The organism is Mesorhizobium sp. M0715 (genome assembly GCF_040320355.1).
Lineage (GTDB): Bacteria > Pseudomonadota > Alphaproteobacteria > Rhizobiales > Rhizobiaceae > Mesorhizobium.
Map to the genome: position 1 here is coordinate 17429 of NZ_JAMYPL010000041.1, position 16784 is coordinate 34212.

Here is a 16784-nt window from a genome sequence, read left to right on the forward strand (position 1 = left end):
ATACATGCCGCGGCTTCAAGGCGCAGCAGCGGCGCAAATTCTGCTCCGCTGCTGCCCATGCGAGTGGGCAATCAGACCGCGATCTTGCCGCCGCCTTGTCTGGTGATGGCGACCACCGACGGCCGCACCGGCATGTCGGGCTTGAAGTCGGGCCAGCGCGTCGACAGGTCCTCATAGTAAGAGGGGCGCCCGAACGCTTCCCAGTCCTCTCCGCCGTCGCCCGGATGCTGGACGGCGACGAAGGCGGTCTGGTCGTCGGGCGCAAACAGCGGACCGCACATCTCGGCGCCGATCGGCACGCGGAAGAACAGTTTCGAGGTCGCCCGCGCCGCCCCCTCGGTGTCCACTGCCCACAGGCCATCGGTGCGGCCGGTGGCTTTCGGCCCCTGTCCGTCGGTCGCGACCCAGAGACGCCCGGCCGAATCGACCGCGCAATTGTCGGGCATGCCGAACCAGCCATTGGCCGTCGTTGCTGTCGAGAAGGTGGCGCCGACATCGGCGACCGCCGGATCGCCGCATTTCAGCAGCACTTCCCACTTGCCCTTGGCGGCGGTGAAATCGCCGCCGTCCTCGGCGATTTCGATGATGTGGCCGAAGGCGTTTTCGGCGCGCGGGTTGGCAGCGTCGACCTGGTCGGCCTTGCGCTTCGAATTGTTGGTCAGCATGACATAGACCTTGCCGTTGACGCCATTGGGCTGGACGTCTTCCGGGCGGTCCATCTTGGTGGCGCCGAGCAGGTCGGCGGCGCGGCGCGTCTCGATCAGCACGTCGGCCTGGCTGGCAAAACCGTTTTCAGCCGTCAGCGGCCCCTGGCCGAAGACGATCGGCAGCCATTCGACCGTGCCGTCTTCGGCGAACTTGGCGACATGCAGCGTGCCATCGTCGAGCAGGTCCTTGTTGGCGGCACGATCGTTCGGATTGAACGCGGCCCTGGTCACGAACTTGTAGACATAGTCGAAGCGCTCGTCGTCACCGAGATAGAAGACGACGCGGCCGTCCTTGGCGACGATCGATTCGGCGCCCTCATGCTTGAAGCGGCCCATGGCGGTGCGCTTCCTCGGCGTCGAGGTCGGGTCGTTGACATCGACCTCGACGATCCAGCCGAAGCGGTTGGCTTCGTTGGGTTCCTTGGCGAGGTCGAAACGCTCGTAATGCGCCGCCCATTCATAGGCGCCTTCGGGAATGCCGAGACGCTTGTAGTTCGCGGCTTCCTTGTGGCCTTCCGGCAGCTCGCCGGAAAAATAGCCATGGATGTTCTCCTCGGCCATCACATAGGTGCCCCAGGGCGTGACGCCGCCGGCGCAATTGTTGAACGTGCCGAACACCTTGGTGCCGGACGGATCGGCATTGGTCTTGACGCGGTCATGGCCGGCAACCGGGCCGGACAGCGCCATTTCGGTGTTGGAGGTGATGCGGCGGTTGAGCTTGCCGTCGCGCACCACCTGCCATTTGCCACCGTCCTTGCGGATCTCGACGATGGTGCCGCCATGGGCGGCCATCTCGACATCGACCTGCTCCTTCGAGAGGGGTGCGATTTCTGCCGACTTCTTGCCGTCCTTTTCGACGATCTTCACGATGCCCGGGAACATCAGATGCGGATTGGTGTATTCGTGGTTGACCACCAGCAGGCCATGTTCGGCCGAGCCGTCGATCGGGATGTAGCCGACATAGTCATTGTTGTAGCCGAACTGTTTCGCCTGGGCCTCGGCCGACTGTTTCATGGGGTCGAAGTCGGGCGAATCGGCAAACAACGGATCGCCCCAGCGCAGCAGGACATCGGCATCGTAACCCGACGCGACATGGTGCTTGTCGTCGATGCCGGCCTCGAGTTCGTCGAACGCGAAGGCAGAGCCTTCCGCTGCCCTGGCCTCGTCGGCGCTGATCAGCGCCAGCGGGCTGACGGTGGCGGCGATGGCCGAGACGGCCAGCGAGCCCTTGAGGAAGCCGCGGCGCGAGAACCGCGCGGCGATGATCTCGCCCATGGTGCGGTTGTCGGAGGCGTTGATGGCCGGACCGTCGTTTTCCTCAAGCAGGCTGGTGCGGAATCGGGTGTCGGGGGAGCGAAGGTCAGTCATCGTGGCTTGCCTCTGGCTGTCGGGTTGGCTGGAGCGTGGGGTACCTGTTTGACCCCCCTTATAATCGCCGGGTCACATTTTCGTGACATCGGGAGGCCTTTCAGAGGCGACAGGCACTACGCGCAGCGCTGGCTCAGCATTCCCGAAGGCCGTGAACTGCTCCGGAATCGTCTTTTCGAGATGAAGGAGACCTTCGGCGGCATGTTTCGCCGCGCATCCATGGCGTCAGTCGTTGCAAACGGATCAACGGACAAAGCCGGCTCGACAAGTCACCTCCGCCGCCCCCGGCGGAGGTGACTTGATGTTCGGCGTCTGCCGTCGTCAGGCGTCGGGAAAGCGAGTCTCCCGTTTAGCGATGGCGGCGCCGTTCATGCAAAGCTAATGTAGCATAGGCTTGGGACTTTAGTCCAATCTTGCGCTTGCAAAGGTCCTAGTTGACAACCGCAACGGTCGGAGGTCGCTTCCGGGCGCCGCGTCTTTCGGCAATGTTGTTGCACTGCAACGTTGGGGTGGGGCGCGCCGGGCTCAGTCGTCGGAGATCAAAATGCACAGATCGGTCACGACCCGTTGTTGCCGGCTGGCGCTCAAATCGGCAGCGGCGCTGGCGTTGACGATTGCTCCCTACCAAATTGTCCTGGACGGCTCCGTTTCCGGCATCCAGACCGCCAGCGCATACGCCGGCAAAGGTGGCGGCGGCAACGGCGGCAATTCCGGCGGAGGCAATAGCGGGAACAGCGGCAATAGCGGCAACGGCAATGGGAATGGCAACAGCGGCAAATCAGGATCCAATCAGGGTAAGAGCGGGAGCCATGTCAATGCAAAGACCGGTGACAAGGTCGACGTGACCGGCAACAAGATCACGGTCCGGCACCCCGACGGCATAACGGAAAAGCTCGAGAACGGTCGTTTCAGCATGAAGGACGCGCTCGGTCGCACGATCATCGACCGCCAGGCTACCCCGGCCGATGCCAATCGTCTCAAGGCCTTGTGAAGCTGGCCAACAGGCAACGGTCAGCTTTGCACGTCACCTCCGCCGCCCCCCGGCGGAGGTGACCTCGTTTTTGGCCAGCGTCCCGGTTTTCGGCACCGCAATGGCTGCAGTCCCGAGGCGCGACGTGCTTTTGCGCAATCCGGGACGGGAAACCGCTGCGCATTTCTCCGTACCTGGCCTGGAGCAATTCTAGGAAAAGTGTGAAGCGGTTTTCCGTCTAGAATCGCGTCAAAACAAAGAATTAGAGCAGCTCGCCGTTTCCGTGAAACGGTGAAATGCTCTAAGAAGGCCTGTCGCGGTCGCGCAACTCACGCATCATCAAGGCCGCTTCGGTGCGGTTTCGCACATTGAGCTTCGACAGCACCCCGGTCATGTGATGCTTGACGGTCTTCTCCTGCAGCTCAAGCCGCAAGGCGACTTCCTTGTTGCTCAGCCCCTCCGCCACCAGCCGCAGGATTTCCGTCTGCCGATCGGTGAGCTGCCGCAGCCGTTCCGCAATGCCGTCGGTCGGCTGCTGGGACTGGAGATCCGAAAGCAGCCGGGCCGACAGCGTCGGCGACAGATAGCTTTCGCCGGCTGCAACATTGCGCAGGATGTCGGCGAGCCCGCGCGACCCGACGCCTTTGAGGACATAGCCATTCACCCCTGCGTTCAGCGCCTTTGTCACATCGGCATTGGCCTCCGAAACGGTCAGCATGACGATCTTCTGGGCGGGATGGCTGGCCAGGATGCTTGCGACCGCGGTCAGCCCGCCGCCCGGCATGGAGATGTCGAGCAGCAAGATGTCGGGCCGCACCGTTGTGGCGAGGCGTTCGGCATCCTGCGCCGTGGCGCCCTCGCCAACCATCTCGAAGCCCCCGATCTCCGACAGGCTGCGCGTCACACCTTCGCGAAAGAGGGGATGATCGTCGACAATGGCGATGCGGATGGTACCAGTCATGCTTGCTCCTCGACCGACAGACGGATTACCAAACGCGTACCTTGCGGCCCGGTCAAGGTTTCGAACTGTCCGCCAATGCTTTCGACCCGCTCCCTGAGGCCGGCGAGGCCGAGACCCTCGACCCGTGCCGCCGGATCGAAACCCGGCCCGCCGTCCGACACTTCGACAAAAAGCCTGCCACCTTTCATCCCGGCGCTCACCGCCTGATCCTTGCCTAGCCCGTGGCGATAGGCGTTGTTCAGCCCTTCCTGAACGAAACGATAGATGCTGATCTTCTCGGAAGCGCCGGGTTCCGGCAACTGTCCGGCCAGCGTCAGCGTCACCGACGTTCCCGTCCTCTGCTCGTGTTCCTTGACGGCCAGCCGCAGAATGTCGTTTGCGGCAGCCGTCTCGATCTGCGGAAGGACAAGGCCGGTGCAGATGCCGCGTATTTCGCGCATCGCATCCTCCAGTGTCTTGCGGATCATCGCGACCTCGGTCGAACGGCTTACGCCCGAATGGCCATCGCTGGAAAATATCGGGCTGTCCATGCGCAGCGCCGCCAGGGCCACGAGTTGGGCCGGGCCGTCATGGAGGTCGGCGCCGATGCGGCGCAGATATCTTTCGTTGAGCGCGGTGGCGCGGCGAGAGGCCCGTTGCACGCGCAGTCGCAAGGCACTGTTTTGCGCCACCAGATCCTGCAGCTCCGACACCTGGCGGCGCAGCGCCCCACGCTGGTCGTCGATGGTGCGGCTGCCGCGCAGGACGATGCCCGACAGGAGCAGGAATGCCGCCAGGGTCGCGCCGGCCACGATCAGCCAGCTCGACCACAGAGCGGACGCCAGGGTGGCCTGGAAATCGTCGGCGATCTCATAGAACTCGGTGACCGCCACCACCTCGCCCGACCAGGGCTCGCGCACGGGATTGTAGATCTCCAGCAAGGGCAAGCGGGTAGCCTTCTCCTCGCGTTCATCATCATCGAATGTATTGAATTCAGCGACGACGTTGCCTTCGAAGGCGGAACGCAGATTGTCGCTCGGACCGAAGCGGCGGCCGATCAGGGCCGTCTCCTTGGCGTAGAGAACCGTCCCGTCGCGGCGCCAGAGCACGAACGATTCGAGGCGCTTGCCAAGCGCGCCCTGGCCAAGCGTCTCGTCCAGCGCCTGCTTGACGGACTCGCTGAGCTCCTGCTCCTTGCGCAAGTCGGGAAGCAGCGGCGCAATCACGCTGTCGACATAGAGCGCCGTCGTGGCGGCCGAATTGCGGATGACGCCGTCCCTGATCTGCGCCGTCACCCAGGTGCCGACCACCAACATGACGGCCAGCAGGCCAAAGCCGCCGGCAATGACGAATTGCAGGGCAAGGGAAAGCTCGCTCCAGCGCCGCACCAGGTTTTGAAAACTGCGAATCATGAGCCCCTGACCGCCCTTCGAACCGACAGATTGGGCGATGGTAGTACTTTGAGCTTCCGGCTTGCCATTGCCAAGAGCTTCGTTTGGTCGAGGTCGCTTGACGTCCCGGCGCGCTTGGGAAACAACGTCCGCGACACACGCGGCGGGAGCCGCTTCGAGAGGGGACGGAGCGTTGAGTTTTTCAGGATTGCTGCAGCTCGGCTTTTCGACGGTCATTTTCCTGCTGGCGGCGACAGCCGCCAAGCAATGGGGCTTGGCGCCGAGCCTTGGCAAGATCGCGCTGACGCTGGCACTCTATTCGCTGGGCAATCTGATCATGCTGCGGCTGATCCGCGAATTCGGCATGTCGGTGTCGTTCAGCCTTTCCGCCGTCATCCAGCTGGTCTCGGTGAACGTCGTGGCACTGGTCTTCTTCGGCGAGCGCGTCAATGCGCTGCAGGCGACCGGGATCATGCTGGCGATCGCAGCGGTGGCGCTGATCACGCTCGGACCCTATCTGCAAGGCCGGCTGTAACGGGCGAATTGCCGATGAAGAACGCCGCGAACGCTTTGCTCAACCGGGTTGAATTCCCGGTGCTGCTGGCCGGCCTGGTCATCGCCGCCGGCCTGTGGGGATTCGAGGAGCTGATGGAGATGGCGCGCGCCACCACGCCGCACGCCTTCGATACCGAAATCCTGCTCGCCTTCCGCCAGGCGGGCCGCCCTGACAGCCCGGTCGGCCCGCTGTGGCTGCAAGGGGCGATGCGCGACATCACCAGCCTCGGCAGCGGCAGCGTGCTGGTGCTGATCGTGACGGCGGTCATCGTGTATCTCCTGCTTATCCGCAGGCCGGCGACCGCCCTTTTCATCTTCGTGGCGGTGGCCGGGGGGCAGGTATTGTCGAGCCTGCTGAAAGCCGGCATCGACCGGCCGCGCCCCGAACTCGTCTCGCATCTCGTCAACGAAACGACGCTGTCTTTTCCGAGCGGCCACGCCATGCTGTCGGCGGTGACCTATCTGACGCTCGGCGCGCTGGCGGCACGCTTCCTGCCCGGTCGAACGACGAAGATCTATGTGCTGTCGCTGGCGGTGCTGACGACGCTGCTGGTTGGCATCAGCCGCATCTATCTTGGCGTCCACTGGCCATCGGACGTGCTTGCCGGCTGGTGCGCGGGCTTCGTCTGGGCGATGCTTTGCTGGCTCGCTGCCCGGGCGTGGCAGCGATGGCGTGGGCAGCACCCGGACGGCGAGACTGGAGACTAGATCAGCCGGTTGATCAGCCCATGCCCGCAGCCGGCCGACAGCAAGGCCGCCCAGGTCATGAAGGTCTTGAGGATGCTCAACCGCGTTACCCCCTGCCCAGATGGACACCCTAGCGCGCAATCCCGGGAAGTATCTGAAAATGATCGGTCACGCCCGCCCCATTAGGTCTCAGAGGTTCATACTAATGCTTGAAACATCACTATGATGGTATTACACCTTACTCCTGCAGACTCAGACGGGGATTGTGGCCGATGATCACTGCCGCGCAGATGCGCGCCGCAAGGGCGCTGGCCGGCATCGATCAGAAGACGCTCGCCGAGCGCGCCGGCGTTTCGCTTCCGACCATCCAGCGCATGGAGGCGAGCGATGGCGTGGTCAGGGGCGTGGTCGACACGCTGATGAAGGTCATCCAGGCTCTCGACGAGGCCGGGGTGGAGCTGATCGGCGAGAACCAGACCAGCGAGCGCGGCGGCCGGGGCGTGCGCCTCAAGCCTGCCGTGCCGCGGGGTCCCAAGGCTGAGCCGGCATAAAGTCGCGACGGCGACCGCCGACAGCCCTGCCGACGATCCCGCCGCCTTTCAGGGTGCGAAAGGCAGTCCATGGATCAGACGCAGCGGGCAGTGCATGAACCGGCCCACAGGTCGGTAAAGCCGACATTTTCCGAATTGTTCACACCGAAGCTGGTGACGGTCTGGCGCGAGGGCTACACGTTCGCCGACTTCAAGGCGGACGCCATTGCCGGGCTGACGGTCGCCATCGTCGCGCTGCCCTTGTCGATGGCGATCGCGATCGCTTCGGGGGTCGCTCCCGAGCGCGGCCTCTACACCTCGATCGTCGGCGGCTTCATCATTTCTGCGCTCGGCGGCAGCCGCTTCCAGATCGGCGGTCCGGCCGGCGCCTTCATTGTGCTGGTGGCAGCGACGGTTGCCCGCGTCGGCATCGATGGGCTGCTTTTGGCAACGATGATGGCAGGGGTCTTCCTGCTCGCCATCGGCTATCTTCGTCTCGGCACCTACATCAAATTCATTCCCTATCCGGTGACGGTCGGCTTCACCGCCGGCATCGCCGTCATCATCTTTTCCGGGCAGATCGTCGAACTGTTCGGGCTGAGGCTTGCCGGCAAGGAGCCCGGACCGCTGGTGTCCAAGTTGATGGCGGTCGCCGAGGCGGCCGGCACCATCAACCCGGCGGCGACCTTGGTGGCGGTGTTGACCATCGTCACCATCGCCGGCCTGAAGCGCTGGCGGCCGACATGGCCCGCAATGCTCATCGCCATCGGGCTGGCGTCTCTGGTCGTGGCGCTTCTTGCGCTGCCGGCGGAGACGATCGGCACCCGCTTTGGCGGTATCCCGCGCAGCCTGCAAATGCCCGCTCTGCCACCGGTCAGCCTGGACAGGATGATTGACGTGCTGCCGGATGCCATTGCCTTCGCCTTGCTGGGCGCCATCGAATCGCTGCTGTCGGCAGTGGTCGCCGACGGAATGACCGGCCGGCGGCATCGCTCCAACTGCGAACTGGTGGCGCAAGGCTTCGCCAACATCGCGTCCGCCCTGTTCGGCGGCATCTGTGCCACCGGCACCATCGCCCGCACGGCGACCAATGTGCGGGCCGGCGCCCACGGACCGGTTTCGGGCATCGTCCACGCCGCCATCCTGCTCGCTTTGATGCTGGTGGCGGCGCCGCTCGCCAGCTACATCCCGCTCGCCGCCCTTGCCGGCGTGCTGGCCGTCGTGTGCTGGAACATGTTCGAGAAACAGGCCTTCGCCACCTTGCTGCGTGCCTCGCGCGGCGATGCGCTGGTGCTGATGGTGACCTTCCTGATCGTCATCTTCCGCGATCTCACCGAAGGCATCGTCGTCGGCTTCGTGCTGGGGTCGATCCTGTTCATCGACCGCATGGCCAAGTCGATTGCGGTCGAGGCCGATCAGCCGCTGGTGCAGGAGGATGTCGCCGACAGCACCAACGCCTACGATGCCAGCGAGGCGACCGACGCCGACACCGTGGTCTACCGCATCTCCGGCGCTTTCTTCTTCGGCGCCGCGTCGACCGTCGGCACCGTGCTCGACCGCATCGCCGACCAGCGCAAAAACTTCATCCTCGATTGCTCGGCCGTACCGTTCTTCGATTCGACGGCGGCCAACGTCATCGAGGGCGCCGCCCACAAGGCGAAACGCGCCGGCGTCCGCTTCATCATATCAGGTGCCGCGCCGCAGATCCGGCGTATGCTGATCAACCACGGCGTCAAGCGCCCGCTGGTGACCTATGCCGCCTCGATCAAGGATGCGAGGGCGCAGCTGAAAGGGAAGCTGGAGGCAGAGTAGAAATCGGGATTTGCCGGTCGGCGGGCCACACAGGTGTCCGCCGGTTGAACGCAAACGTTTTGGCCCTGGGTTGACTCACGCACGGCGCGACGTGAACGGCCGCTTTGCGCCCTCGTTTCCGCCATTCAGACTATCGTTGCAGCTTCCCGAAAGCTGACGGTCTGCTAAGCCAGCACTAAGGCCTCGAATGGGGTGGTAGCAGGTTACGCCGCCGGTCAGCCCGCTGCCCAACGATAATAGTCGTGTTGATGTCAATGCGAGCCCCAAATATCATGCAAGTACTCCTGGGCTATCCGCCCGGGTGGTCGTGCCACCGTGCGCGGCGATGAACATGGCGACGGCCGACCGGCAATAGGATTCGATTTCGTTGTCGTCCTCTGCTCTCGCCTCATCGAAGCGTGCGATAATCAGGAGATCGGATCCTTTGATAAGCGCGGCAAACAGGCGGGCGGACCGGAGAGGATCGGTCACGTTCAGAACCGCCTTCGCGTGCAACTGACGCAACAGGGCCTCGATTTGGGCGATGACATGGGCGGGGCCGGCTTCGTAATGGAGCTTGCTTAACGACTTCTGATTCGTCTTGTCGGCCATGATCATGGCTTCGACACTGCGGACGTCCGGGTTCAACAGCGTGCGAAGCAGGGATGATCCCACCGCCATGAGCTGATCTTCGGCCGAACCGTCGACGCCTTCAAGAAGGGCAGGTGGTGCAAACAACTGATGGCAGCCGGACGCGATGGCCGCGCTGAACAGCGCCTCCTTGTTCTCGAAGTGCCGATAGATGCTGAGCTTGGATATCTTCGCCCGCTGGGCGACCTTGTCCAATGTCGTCCCTTGAAAACCCAATTCGACAAAGAGTTCGGACGCAGCGTCGAGTATCGTTTGGCCAAGCGCCTCGTTGGCGGGCCGGCCGCGGCGGCCCTGGCTATTTTCGGTCACGGCAATTACAGTCCTTGACAGTATCTTAATTGTTGAATTACGATACCACGCAGTTTCAGAAATATGCAAGCCAGGCCAAGCCAACCTCTCATCCACACACGGAGCCCATCACCATGGATGACGTCATCATCATCGGCGGCAGCTTTGCCGGTCTCGCCGCCGCCCTGCAGCTCGGACGTGCCCGTCGCAAGGTCACCGTTCTCGATACCGGCCTGCCGCGCAACCGCTTCGCCGGCCATTCGCATGGTCTGCTCGGCCACGATCACAAGCCACCGCTGGACATCCTGGCCGAAGCGCGGCAGCAACTGGCGCGCTATCCCACGATCAGGCTGGTCAATGCCCGGGCCGACAGCATCTCCGGCGCCATCGACGATTTCTCCGTCCTCACTGGCGACGGCGAAAGCCTCGGCGCGCGCCGCCTGATCCTGAGTTATGGCGTCGTCGACCAGATGCCTGATGTTCCGGGCTTTGCCGAAAGCTGGGGCACATCCATCGTGCCCTGCCCCTATTGCGACGGCTTTGAAGTCGCTGGCCAGCATTGGGGCCTCGTCTGGTCCGGCCCGCCGTCGCACAATTATGTCAGGCTGTACCACGACTGGACCGAAACATTGACGGTCTTCGCCGATGGTCACGACATTTCACCCGATGTTCGGGCCGATCTGGCGCGCCGCAACATACCTGTCGTTGATGGCCGGATCGCCGAAATCGCCCATCACCGGGGCCATATCACCACCGTTAATCTCGAGAGCGGCCGCTATGCCGCGGTCGACATCCTGTTCGCGCATCCGCGCAACAAGCCGTCCGCAAGCCTGCATGAATTAGTGGGCCTCGCCACGGTCAATACGCCCCTCGGCATCGCCATCAAGGTCGATGAGCGCCGCGAAACCAGCACAGCCGGCATCTATGCTGCCGGCGATCTTGCGAACCCGGCCATGGCCTCGGTCACCACGGCAATATCGCAAGGCGCGACGGCGGGTATCTCCGCCCAGCAGTCGATGCTGGTTTGAGAACACAGATTCCCCTCTCCCGCACCGGCCTCCCTACGTCGTCGCCACCGTCGGCTGCCCGACAATACCAGCCAGTCTGCTGCCGGCCCCAATTGAGCCGTGGGTACGCCCGCAACCCGATGTCCGCTTTCGATGCCTCTCCACTAGAAGCTGACGGACTGCTACCGGCCCAAAGGCGACATCAAAATATCTGCTCGGCAATGTCCGCTATTGGCGCTTGGCGGGCCGATCCGGGCGACGTCGTTTACTAGCCACAATAAGAGTTCGAGTTGGCGATCCTCGCCGATGAACGACAGTCCATCGGCTGTTGGCGAACGTCTCGGAGATCGGCCCCTGAGGCACCGATCATGGCTCTCAGTCGAGCTTCAGCGCAGCCACTTCGCCCTCGTTCATCAACGGCACATAGAGGATCGACTTGCCGTCGGTACCGATGTCGGCGCTGCCCGGTTTGAAGTGCGCCAACGCTTCCGGCGCGCCGCCGGCTTGATAGCGGTAGAGCGTGCCGGTCATGTAGGCGGTGGCGTAGATGGTGTCGCCGATGGCGATGACGCCATCGAGATCGGCGAATTTCTGCGCGCCCGGCAAGGGCGAAACCACCTTGCTGGCGATGTCGACCGACAGCAGCCCACCCGGCTCCGCCGTGCTGAAGTCGGACTTGATGTCCTTGCCCCAGGAGGCGACGATCAGCCTGTCGCCATCGGCGAAGACGCCGTTGGGCGAAGCCAGCATCGCATCCCTAGCGAACAGTTCTGGTTGTTCGCCGTCGATGCGATAGATCGTGTCGGCCAGCATGTCCGTGACATAGACGTTGCCTGATTGGTCCGATGTTATGTCGTTCAGGAAAACAGCGTTCGGCACCGTGATGCTGGCGACGAGCTTGCCGCTGGCGAGGTCGACGACGCGAACCTTGGTGATGTCGGCGACATAGAGCTTGCCGCCCGCTATCGCCATACCCTTGGGCGCGTCCATGCCGTCGGTCCAGTGCCGGGTGACCGTCCTGCCGTCCACGGACAGCACGCTGAGATAGCCGTTGCCGTCGGCGTCGCCGGGATTGCCGACGATATTGGAAACGATAAGGCGATTGTTGGCTCCGTCGAACAGTGCCGATTCCGGTTGTTCGAGGCCGGTGGCGCGCCAGAGTTCTCCAGCCTCGGCGGCAGGCGCGGCTGCGATGCCGATGACGGCGAGAAAGGCTGATGTGACGAGGGTGTTCATGGCTGCTCTCCTGTGATGACGGCGGAGAGCTATGATTTTCGATACTTTCCGGAAAGGCCGATAACCGCTAGTATCGAAAGTCGATACGAAACCCACGGCAAGAGGTGCATTCCATGAACGGCCTTATCTTCGACGCGTTGAAGCGGACGCTGAAGGCGAAGGGCGTCACCTATCGCGAGCTTGCCGAACGCATGGGGGTTTCCGAGCCGACGGTGAAGCGCATCTTCCACGAGCGCAACTGCAAGCTCGACCGGCTGGTGGAGATCTGCGCTGCCGCCGGTGTCGAGCTGGAGAACGTGCTCGGCTCGATGAACCGGGGGCCAGGGCCGGTCAACCACATCGCGCCGGAGATCGAACGCAGGCTCGCCGGCCGGCCGGCACTGCTGTTCATTTTCGTCATGCTGTCGGAAAAATTCACGCCCGAGGGCATCATGCGCTCGCAAGGCCTGAGCGAAGCCTCGATGTTCCTCTATCTGCGCGATCTCGAGGAGCTCGGCCTGATCGCGCTCGGCCGCGGGCTCACGGCGAGATTGCTTGTCGAGACGCCGATCCAGTGGAATTTCGAAGGGCCGCTGCGGCCGCTGTTCGAGATGACCAACAAGAACTTCATCGGCTGGGCGATCACCCATATCGACAAGGAAGCGACCTTCGTCAGCTTTAGCAGGCGGATGCGGCCGGAGACGGCGGAGATGGTGCGACGCGAGGCGCAGGACCTCGCCGATCGCGCCAAACTGCTGGCCCATCACGACCAGCACACGACGCCGGAAGACGGGCTGGTCGGCTACAAATGGACGTTTGCCTTTGGCGCGACGCCATTCCCGGCGATCATGCCGATCGGGCCGCACGCGCGAGATGCCGGTGCGAGAGCAACCGACCCGGCCGCCAAGACACGGCGGCCGCTGCCGGCCTGATCGGCCAATCGTCTCAGCATGATTGCATCTGGCGGCTGAGCTTGCCGCGCACGGCCCTGGCGGTGCCGATGGCCACCATTTTCGCCGCTGTCTTGCCGCCTGGGCCTGCCATGCGGCCGGCGATGCCGACCGCGCCATTGACCGCGCCCATCATCTTCATCTGCCCGGCCGTCTCGTTCATGCTGGCCCTGCAGTCCTGCATTTTCCTGGTCGCCTCGACTGCAGCCAGGGCCTCGCCAAGGCCCTCCGGCGAGTCCGGGCCGGCCGCCAGCTCCGCCAATTGCGCATGCTGCTCTGGCGTGATCGGCGGGCTGGCGGCCGTCTGGCTGCAGCTGGACGCCAGCAGGCAGATAAGCATCGCGATCGGGCTGCCCCGCCTGACACGTGCCGTGGTTGGAAAAATGCCGCGATGTTCGGCCTCGAGGCTCCCGCTCGGAGTTGCTTTTCCCGCCACCCGTTTCCTGTTGCCCAACATCCTATCGCCCCATCGCCGGGCCGAGGATGAGGCTGCGGATTTTTGGCGTCAGCGGCCTGACGACATCGGCGAAGGGGCCGCCCTCGGCCCGCAAAGCCATCAACCCTTCGACCTCTTCGTTGATGGCGTCGATGGTCTCTGTCTTCTGCGCGTCGGTCAGCTCCTTCATGCCGGATATGGCATTCCTGAGCTTGGCGAAAATGGCATCGAGTTCTGCGACCGGCATCGTCGCCAGGAACCCGCGCATGGTCTCGCCAAGCGCGATCTTCCAGCTGTCGGCGGTGAAACCGGCTGTGTCGATCAAGCCCTTGTCCGCGGCATCGCGCTCGTACCAGTCGGCGGCGATCTCCTCGTCATAGGCGAACTGACCGAATTCGGGTTGCAAGGCCTCGATCAGGCCGACGACCGCCGACGCATCCCGCGCTGTCAGCGCCAAGGCCTGCGGGCTGTCGAAGATCATGCCGGCAAGTGCGAGCGCGCCGGCCAGCCGGCGCATGGCTGCGAAACGCCGCTCAGCCATAACAATCCTCCGCAATGCCGGCCCGGGCACTGCTCGTCGCCTGGGACTGCAGAACCGAGCCGCCGATCGAGGCGGCCTGGCCGGCAATGACCCCACCATTGCCAGCCAGACCGCCAAGACCCCCCGCCATCGACAGGACACCGCCGAGCAGAGCCGCATTGGTCTGCGCCTTCGCCGCCTTCTTGGCGGCATCGGCGCAGGCCGTTTCCGTCGTCGGTTCGTTCTGGGCCTTCTTGCTGCCGGCCGCGCTCGCGATCGATGCCGGGTTGTTGTCGGCCTGGCCCGTTTGGCAGCCCGCCAGGGCAAGGGTCAGGGCCAGGAAAATGATCCTTTTCATGGTGCTGCTCATCATCGGGCAGCGCGCGGCGGCAGCTTGGCCTCGCGATGATCGGTCACCGCGTTGCCCAAGGCGATCGACAGCAGATAGACGCGCGGATTGAAGCCCGCCGCGGCCAGTGCCGACAGCGTCTTGAACAATTGCAAATGAAACATCGTGCCCCCTTGGATTGCCGCCAATGCGGTTCCGGTTTTGGAATCGCGCCGCAAACTAGGGGCATCGAAGGGGGTCAGCTTGGACAGAACGGCACTGAAAGCGGCCAAAACGGCCCGGGATTGACGTTTTGCAGGCCGCGGCGCATATGACCGCGCTCTTGGGCATGGGGGTGTCGATGACTGCGACGATGGGGCCGTCAGCTTCGTTCAGGCTGGCGACGGAGATGTTTCCGGAGCGGGATCGCGTCGAGATTACGCGCGAGGTTTACGGCCGCACCGTTCTGAGGGTGGACCTCGATCCGCTGGCGCCGGCGCAGATCGACATGCGGGTGCGCGCGTTGCCGGGCCTCGGCATCGCCACCGGCAGCTCATCGGAATTCCGGGTGCATCATACGTCGTCGCTGATCGACAACGACGACTTCGTTCTTCTGGCGGCCCTCGACGGGGGCAGTGTGATGAAGCATCGCGGCCGCGAGGAGGCGGTCGGCAACGGCCAGGCGCTCATGATGAGCGGTGAAGAGGTTGGCCTCAACCTGATCGGCGCCGGCGGGTTCCGCTTCGTCAATCTCAGTTTTTCGCGCAAGCAGCTTTCGCCTCTGATCGGCGATCCGGCCGCGGTCCTTATGCGGCCCTTGCCGACCCAGAGCGGGGCGATGCGGCTGTTGCTCGACTATATCAGCTCGATCCAGGAGGTCGGAGACGAGTTGACCGCGGAGGCCTGCCACCTTGCGGCGACGCATGTCTTCGACCTTGCCGCACTCGCCATGGGCGCGACCAGGGATGCGGCCCAGATCGCACGCGGCCGTGGCGTCAGCGTTGCCCGCTTGCGCGCCATCAAGGCCGATATCGTCGCGCATGGTGGCCATGTCGACCTGTCGGCGCAGGACGTCGCCGCCCGCCACGGACTGTCGGCCCGCTACGTCCGCAAGCTGTTCGAGAGCGATGGCACATCCTTGATTGATTTCATGATGAACCAGCGGCTGGCGCGCGCCCATCGCATGCTCGGCGATCCACGCCATGCCGGACGCAGCATCACCGCGATCGCCTACGAGGCCGGCTTCAACGACCTTTCCTATTTCAACCGGGCGTTCCGTCGCCGTTATGACGCTACACCCTCGGACGTGCGGGCCGCGGCTTGCAAGCACTGACGCCCGGCCGCCGGCCAGCGCTCCCGTGCACGCGGCTGGACTCATTTGATCGCGTTTATTCGGCGGCCTTCGCCCCGGGATCGGCAACCTTGTCATCCCAGGTCACCGCCCGGTAGTCGAAACCATATTCCAGCGTCGGCTTGACGATGCGGAAATAGGGCGACAGGTCGAAATCGCGCGGCGTGTAGAGCGAGTGGTGGCGGATGTGCAGGATCTCCTTGCGCGAGTAATTCGACTGCGCCGAGGCGCGGCCGGGCGCACGGGTGATCTCGGGCAGGATCGGATAGCGGATCTGGCCATAGGCCTCGGCGATCAGCGTAGAGCAGATCGCCCGTGTCGGGTCGCCGGAGCCGAAGGCCAGCATGCGGCGCCGCCAGCGCACCGGCACCGGCGGTGTCGGGAAGAAAAAACGCAGCATGTCGAAAATGTTCTTGAGGTCGTATTTCAGGCCGAGCCTGCCGATCATGAACGCGACGACCTTGTCGCGATCCTCCGGCGCCAGCCCGCTCGCCCGGCAGATGCGGGTGTTGTAGGTGCGGTAGCGCGACAATGGCACGGCGACGCAGCCTTCGCCGATCGTGACCTCGATCAGGCGCCGCCGTTCCGTTCCGTCTTCCGGTTCGGCCAGCGCATCGCCGACATAGAAGGCCGCATGCGACCAGGTCGACTGGGTCAGGTATTTGATCGCCGCCGAGATCTTCTGGTTGCCCTCGATCAGCAGGATGTCGCCGGGCTCAAGCGTGCGGCGCAGCGTTTCGGCATCGGACGGTGTGTAGGGCTCGTAGCCGGACGATTCTTCCTGCAGCCGGCCGGCAAGCCAGCGGCCAAGTCGATCCAGAAGCGTGTCGCCGGGCTCGGTCATGCTCCATGGCGATTAGCATGGGCGGGTAATGAGGGCTAGCGCACGGGTGGAGCGACAGGGTTGCTGATAGGGCGCAGGCCCTCATCCGGCGCGCTTCGCGGCCACCGTCTCCCCGCTGAAGGCAGAGGAATGAAGCCGGTGAACGCGCGCTTTTCCTCTCCCCGTCGATCGGGGAGAGCGACTATCTGGGGTGTCAAGTTGCAATTACGAACTCGTTGCGCGCATCGCGTGCTTTTGCATTGAGGATGACCAGGA

18 protein-coding genes are annotated in these 16784 nt (G+C 64.0%); 8 read left to right on the forward strand and 10 right to left on the reverse strand.

The features are described 5' to 3' along the window. Positions 1-71: 71 nt before the first annotated feature. Positions 72-2075 carry a PhoX family protein gene (locus tag NKI21_RS30635; RefSeq protein WP_352628836.1) on the reverse strand — a complete coding sequence of 668 codons (2004 nt, stop codon included), beginning with the start codon at positions 2073-2075 and terminating at the stop codon, positions 72-74. A gap of 544 nt (positions 2076-2619) precedes the next feature. On the opposite strand from NKI21_RS30635, the gene NKI21_RS30640 reads away from it, so the two are divergent. Then, positions 2620-3066: a hypothetical protein gene (locus tag NKI21_RS30640; RefSeq protein WP_352628838.1), complete on the forward strand. Its 447-nt coding sequence runs from the start codon at positions 2620-2622 to the stop codon at positions 3064-3066. 280 nt (positions 3067-3346) lie between these two features. On the opposite strand, the gene NKI21_RS30645 is transcribed toward NKI21_RS30640, so the two are convergent. Beyond that, positions 3347-4006, reverse strand: a complete 660-nt coding sequence (locus NKI21_RS30645; RefSeq protein WP_023813468.1) for a response regulator — start codon at positions 4004-4006, stop codon at positions 3347-3349. Then, positions 4003-5397, reverse strand: a complete 1395-nt coding sequence (locus NKI21_RS30650) for a sensor histidine kinase (RefSeq protein ID WP_128305315.1) — start codon at positions 5395-5397, stop codon at positions 4003-4005. Before NKI21_RS30650 ends, NKI21_RS30645 begins: the two co-directional genes overlap by 4 nt. A gap of 172 nt (positions 5398-5569) precedes the next feature. On the opposite strand from NKI21_RS30650, the gene NKI21_RS30655 reads away from it, so the two are divergent. The 4 genes from NKI21_RS30655 to NKI21_RS30670 all read left to right on the forward strand — a co-directional run bounded on the left by NKI21_RS30655 (position 5570) and on the right by NKI21_RS30670 (position 8960). Beyond that, entirely contained in the window at positions 5570-5911 is a 342-nt protein-coding gene (locus NKI21_RS30655; protein WP_013528672.1) for a hypothetical protein, read from the forward strand. Between the two features lie 14 nt (positions 5912-5925). Next, complete coding sequence (locus NKI21_RS30660) at positions 5926-6639, forward strand: phosphatase PAP2 family protein (protein ID WP_128305314.1); 714 nt, start codon at positions 5926-5928, stop codon at positions 6637-6639. A gap of 251 nt (positions 6640-6890) precedes the next feature. After that, entirely contained in the window at positions 6891-7169 is a 279-nt protein-coding gene (locus NKI21_RS30665; RefSeq protein WP_023813472.1) for a helix-turn-helix domain-containing protein, read from the forward strand. Positions 7170-7238: 69 nt separating this feature from the next. After that, the gene (locus NKI21_RS30670; RefSeq protein WP_352868915.1) at positions 7239-8960 is read left to right on the forward strand and encodes a SulP family inorganic anion transporter; all 1722 of its coding nucleotides are present in this window, start codon (positions 7239-7241) and stop codon (positions 8958-8960) included. A gap of 270 nt (positions 8961-9230) precedes the next feature. Here the strand turns inward: NKI21_RS30670 and NKI21_RS30675 are convergent, their stop codons facing one another. Then, entirely contained in the window at positions 9231-9905 is a 675-nt protein-coding gene (locus NKI21_RS30675; RefSeq protein ID WP_502896793.1) for a TetR/AcrR family transcriptional regulator, read from the reverse strand. Positions 9906-10012: 107 nt separating this feature from the next. Between NKI21_RS30675 and NKI21_RS30680 the strand changes: the two genes are divergently transcribed. Next, a complete protein-coding gene (locus tag NKI21_RS30680; RefSeq protein WP_352442949.1) occupies positions 10013-10906 on the forward strand; it encodes an NAD(P)/FAD-dependent oxidoreductase in 894 nt (297 codons plus the stop codon). 354 nt (positions 10907-11260) lie between these two features. On the opposite strand, the gene NKI21_RS30685 is transcribed toward NKI21_RS30680, so the two are convergent. Continuing rightward, positions 11261-12121 (reverse strand): SMP-30/gluconolactonase/LRE family protein, encoded by an 861-nt coding sequence (locus NKI21_RS30685; protein WP_352442950.1) that lies wholly within the window; start codon positions 12119-12121, stop codon positions 11261-11263. Positions 12122-12234: 113 nt separating this feature from the next. Here NKI21_RS30685 and NKI21_RS30690 point away from each other — a divergent pair, with 113 nt between their 5' ends. Beyond that, on the forward strand, positions 12235-13032 hold the full coding sequence (locus NKI21_RS30690; RefSeq protein WP_128305308.1) for a helix-turn-helix domain-containing protein: 798 nt from the start codon (positions 12235-12237) through the stop codon (positions 13030-13032). Positions 13033-13045: 13 nt separating this feature from the next. Here NKI21_RS30690 and NKI21_RS30695 read toward each other — a convergent pair whose 3' ends face one another. Genes NKI21_RS30695 through NKI21_RS30710 form a run of 4 tightly spaced genes read right to left on the reverse strand, consistent with a single transcriptional unit; the run spans position 13046 to position 14519 of the window. Next, complete coding sequence (locus NKI21_RS30695) at positions 13046-13486, reverse strand: hypothetical protein (RefSeq protein WP_164893054.1); 441 nt, start codon at positions 13484-13486, stop codon at positions 13046-13048. A gap of 22 nt (positions 13487-13508) precedes the next feature. Beyond that, on the reverse strand, positions 13509-14027 hold the full coding sequence (locus NKI21_RS30700; RefSeq protein ID WP_023813479.1) for a hypothetical protein: 519 nt from the start codon (positions 14025-14027) through the stop codon (positions 13509-13511). After that, entirely contained in the window at positions 14020-14364 is a 345-nt protein-coding gene (locus NKI21_RS30705) for a hypothetical protein (protein WP_128305307.1), read from the reverse strand. Before NKI21_RS30705 ends, NKI21_RS30700 begins: the two co-directional genes overlap by 8 nt. An 11-nt stretch (positions 14365-14375) precedes the next feature. After that, on the reverse strand, positions 14376-14519 hold the full coding sequence (locus NKI21_RS30710; RefSeq protein ID WP_023813481.1) for a hypothetical protein: 144 nt from the start codon (positions 14517-14519) through the stop codon (positions 14376-14378). Positions 14520-14665: 146 nt separating this feature from the next. Here NKI21_RS30710 and NKI21_RS30715 point away from each other — a divergent pair, with 146 nt between their 5' ends. Continuing rightward, positions 14666-15667: a helix-turn-helix transcriptional regulator gene (locus NKI21_RS30715; RefSeq protein ID WP_245486339.1), complete on the forward strand. Its 1002-nt coding sequence runs from the start codon at positions 14666-14668 to the stop codon at positions 15665-15667. Between the two features lie 55 nt (positions 15668-15722). Here the strand turns inward: NKI21_RS30715 and NKI21_RS30720 are convergent, their stop codons facing one another. Beyond that, positions 15723-16529 carry a YiiX/YebB-like N1pC/P60 family cysteine hydrolase gene (locus NKI21_RS30720; protein WP_352442953.1) on the reverse strand — a complete coding sequence of 269 codons (807 nt, stop codon included), beginning with the start codon at positions 16527-16529 and terminating at the stop codon, positions 15723-15725. Positions 16530-16784: the final 255 nt, after the last annotated feature.

Bases quoted from the DNA above. Each gene is read 5' to 3' on its own strand.
- NKI21_RS30690 (WP_128305308.1), top strand. From the start codon at position 12,235: ATGAACGGCCTTATCTTCGACGCGTTGAAGCGGACGCTGAAGGCGAAG.
- NKI21_RS30700 (WP_023813479.1), bottom strand. From the start codon at position 14,027: ATGGCTGAGCGGCGTTTCGCAGCCATGCGCCGGCTGGCCGGCGCGCTC.
- NKI21_RS30685 (WP_352442950.1), bottom strand. From the start codon at position 12,121: ATGAACACCCTCGTCACATCAGCCTTTCTCGCCGTCATCGGCATCGCA.
- NKI21_RS30715 (WP_245486339.1), top strand. From the start codon at position 14,666: ATGACCGCGCTCTTGGGCATGGGGGTGTCGATGACTGCGACGATGGGG.
- NKI21_RS30670 (WP_352868915.1), top strand. From the start codon at position 7,239: ATGGATCAGACGCAGCGGGCAGTGCATGAACCGGCCCACAGGTCGGTA.
- NKI21_RS30665 (WP_023813472.1), top strand. From the start codon at position 6,891: ATGATCACTGCCGCGCAGATGCGCGCCGCAAGGGCGCTGGCCGGCATC.
- NKI21_RS30705 (WP_128305307.1), bottom strand. From the start codon at position 14,364: ATGAAAAGGATCATTTTCCTGGCCCTGACCCTTGCCCTGGCGGGCTGC.
- NKI21_RS30660 (WP_128305314.1), top strand. From the start codon at position 5,926: ATGAAGAACGCCGCGAACGCTTTGCTCAACCGGGTTGAATTCCCGGTG.
- NKI21_RS30720 (WP_352442953.1), bottom strand. From the start codon at position 16,529: ATGACCGAGCCCGGCGACACGCTTCTGGATCGACTTGGCCGCTGGCTT.
- NKI21_RS30650 (WP_128305315.1), bottom strand. From the start codon at position 5,397: ATGATTCGCAGTTTTCAAAACCTGGTGCGGCGCTGGAGCGAGCTTTCC.
- NKI21_RS30640 (WP_352628838.1), top strand. From the start codon at position 2,620: ATGCACAGATCGGTCACGACCCGTTGTTGCCGGCTGGCGCTCAAATCG.
- NKI21_RS30645 (WP_023813468.1), bottom strand. From the start codon at position 4,006: ATGACTGGTACCATCCGCATCGCCATTGTCGACGATCATCCCCTCTTT.
- NKI21_RS30635 (WP_352628836.1), bottom strand. From the start codon at position 2,075: ATGACTGACCTTCGCTCCCCCGACACCCGATTCCGCACCAGCCTGCTT.
- NKI21_RS30680 (WP_352442949.1), top strand. From the start codon at position 10,013: ATGGATGACGTCATCATCATCGGCGGCAGCTTTGCCGGTCTCGCCGCC.
- NKI21_RS30710 (WP_023813481.1), bottom strand. From the start codon at position 14,519: ATGTTTCATTTGCAATTGTTCAAGACGCTGTCGGCACTGGCCGCGGCG.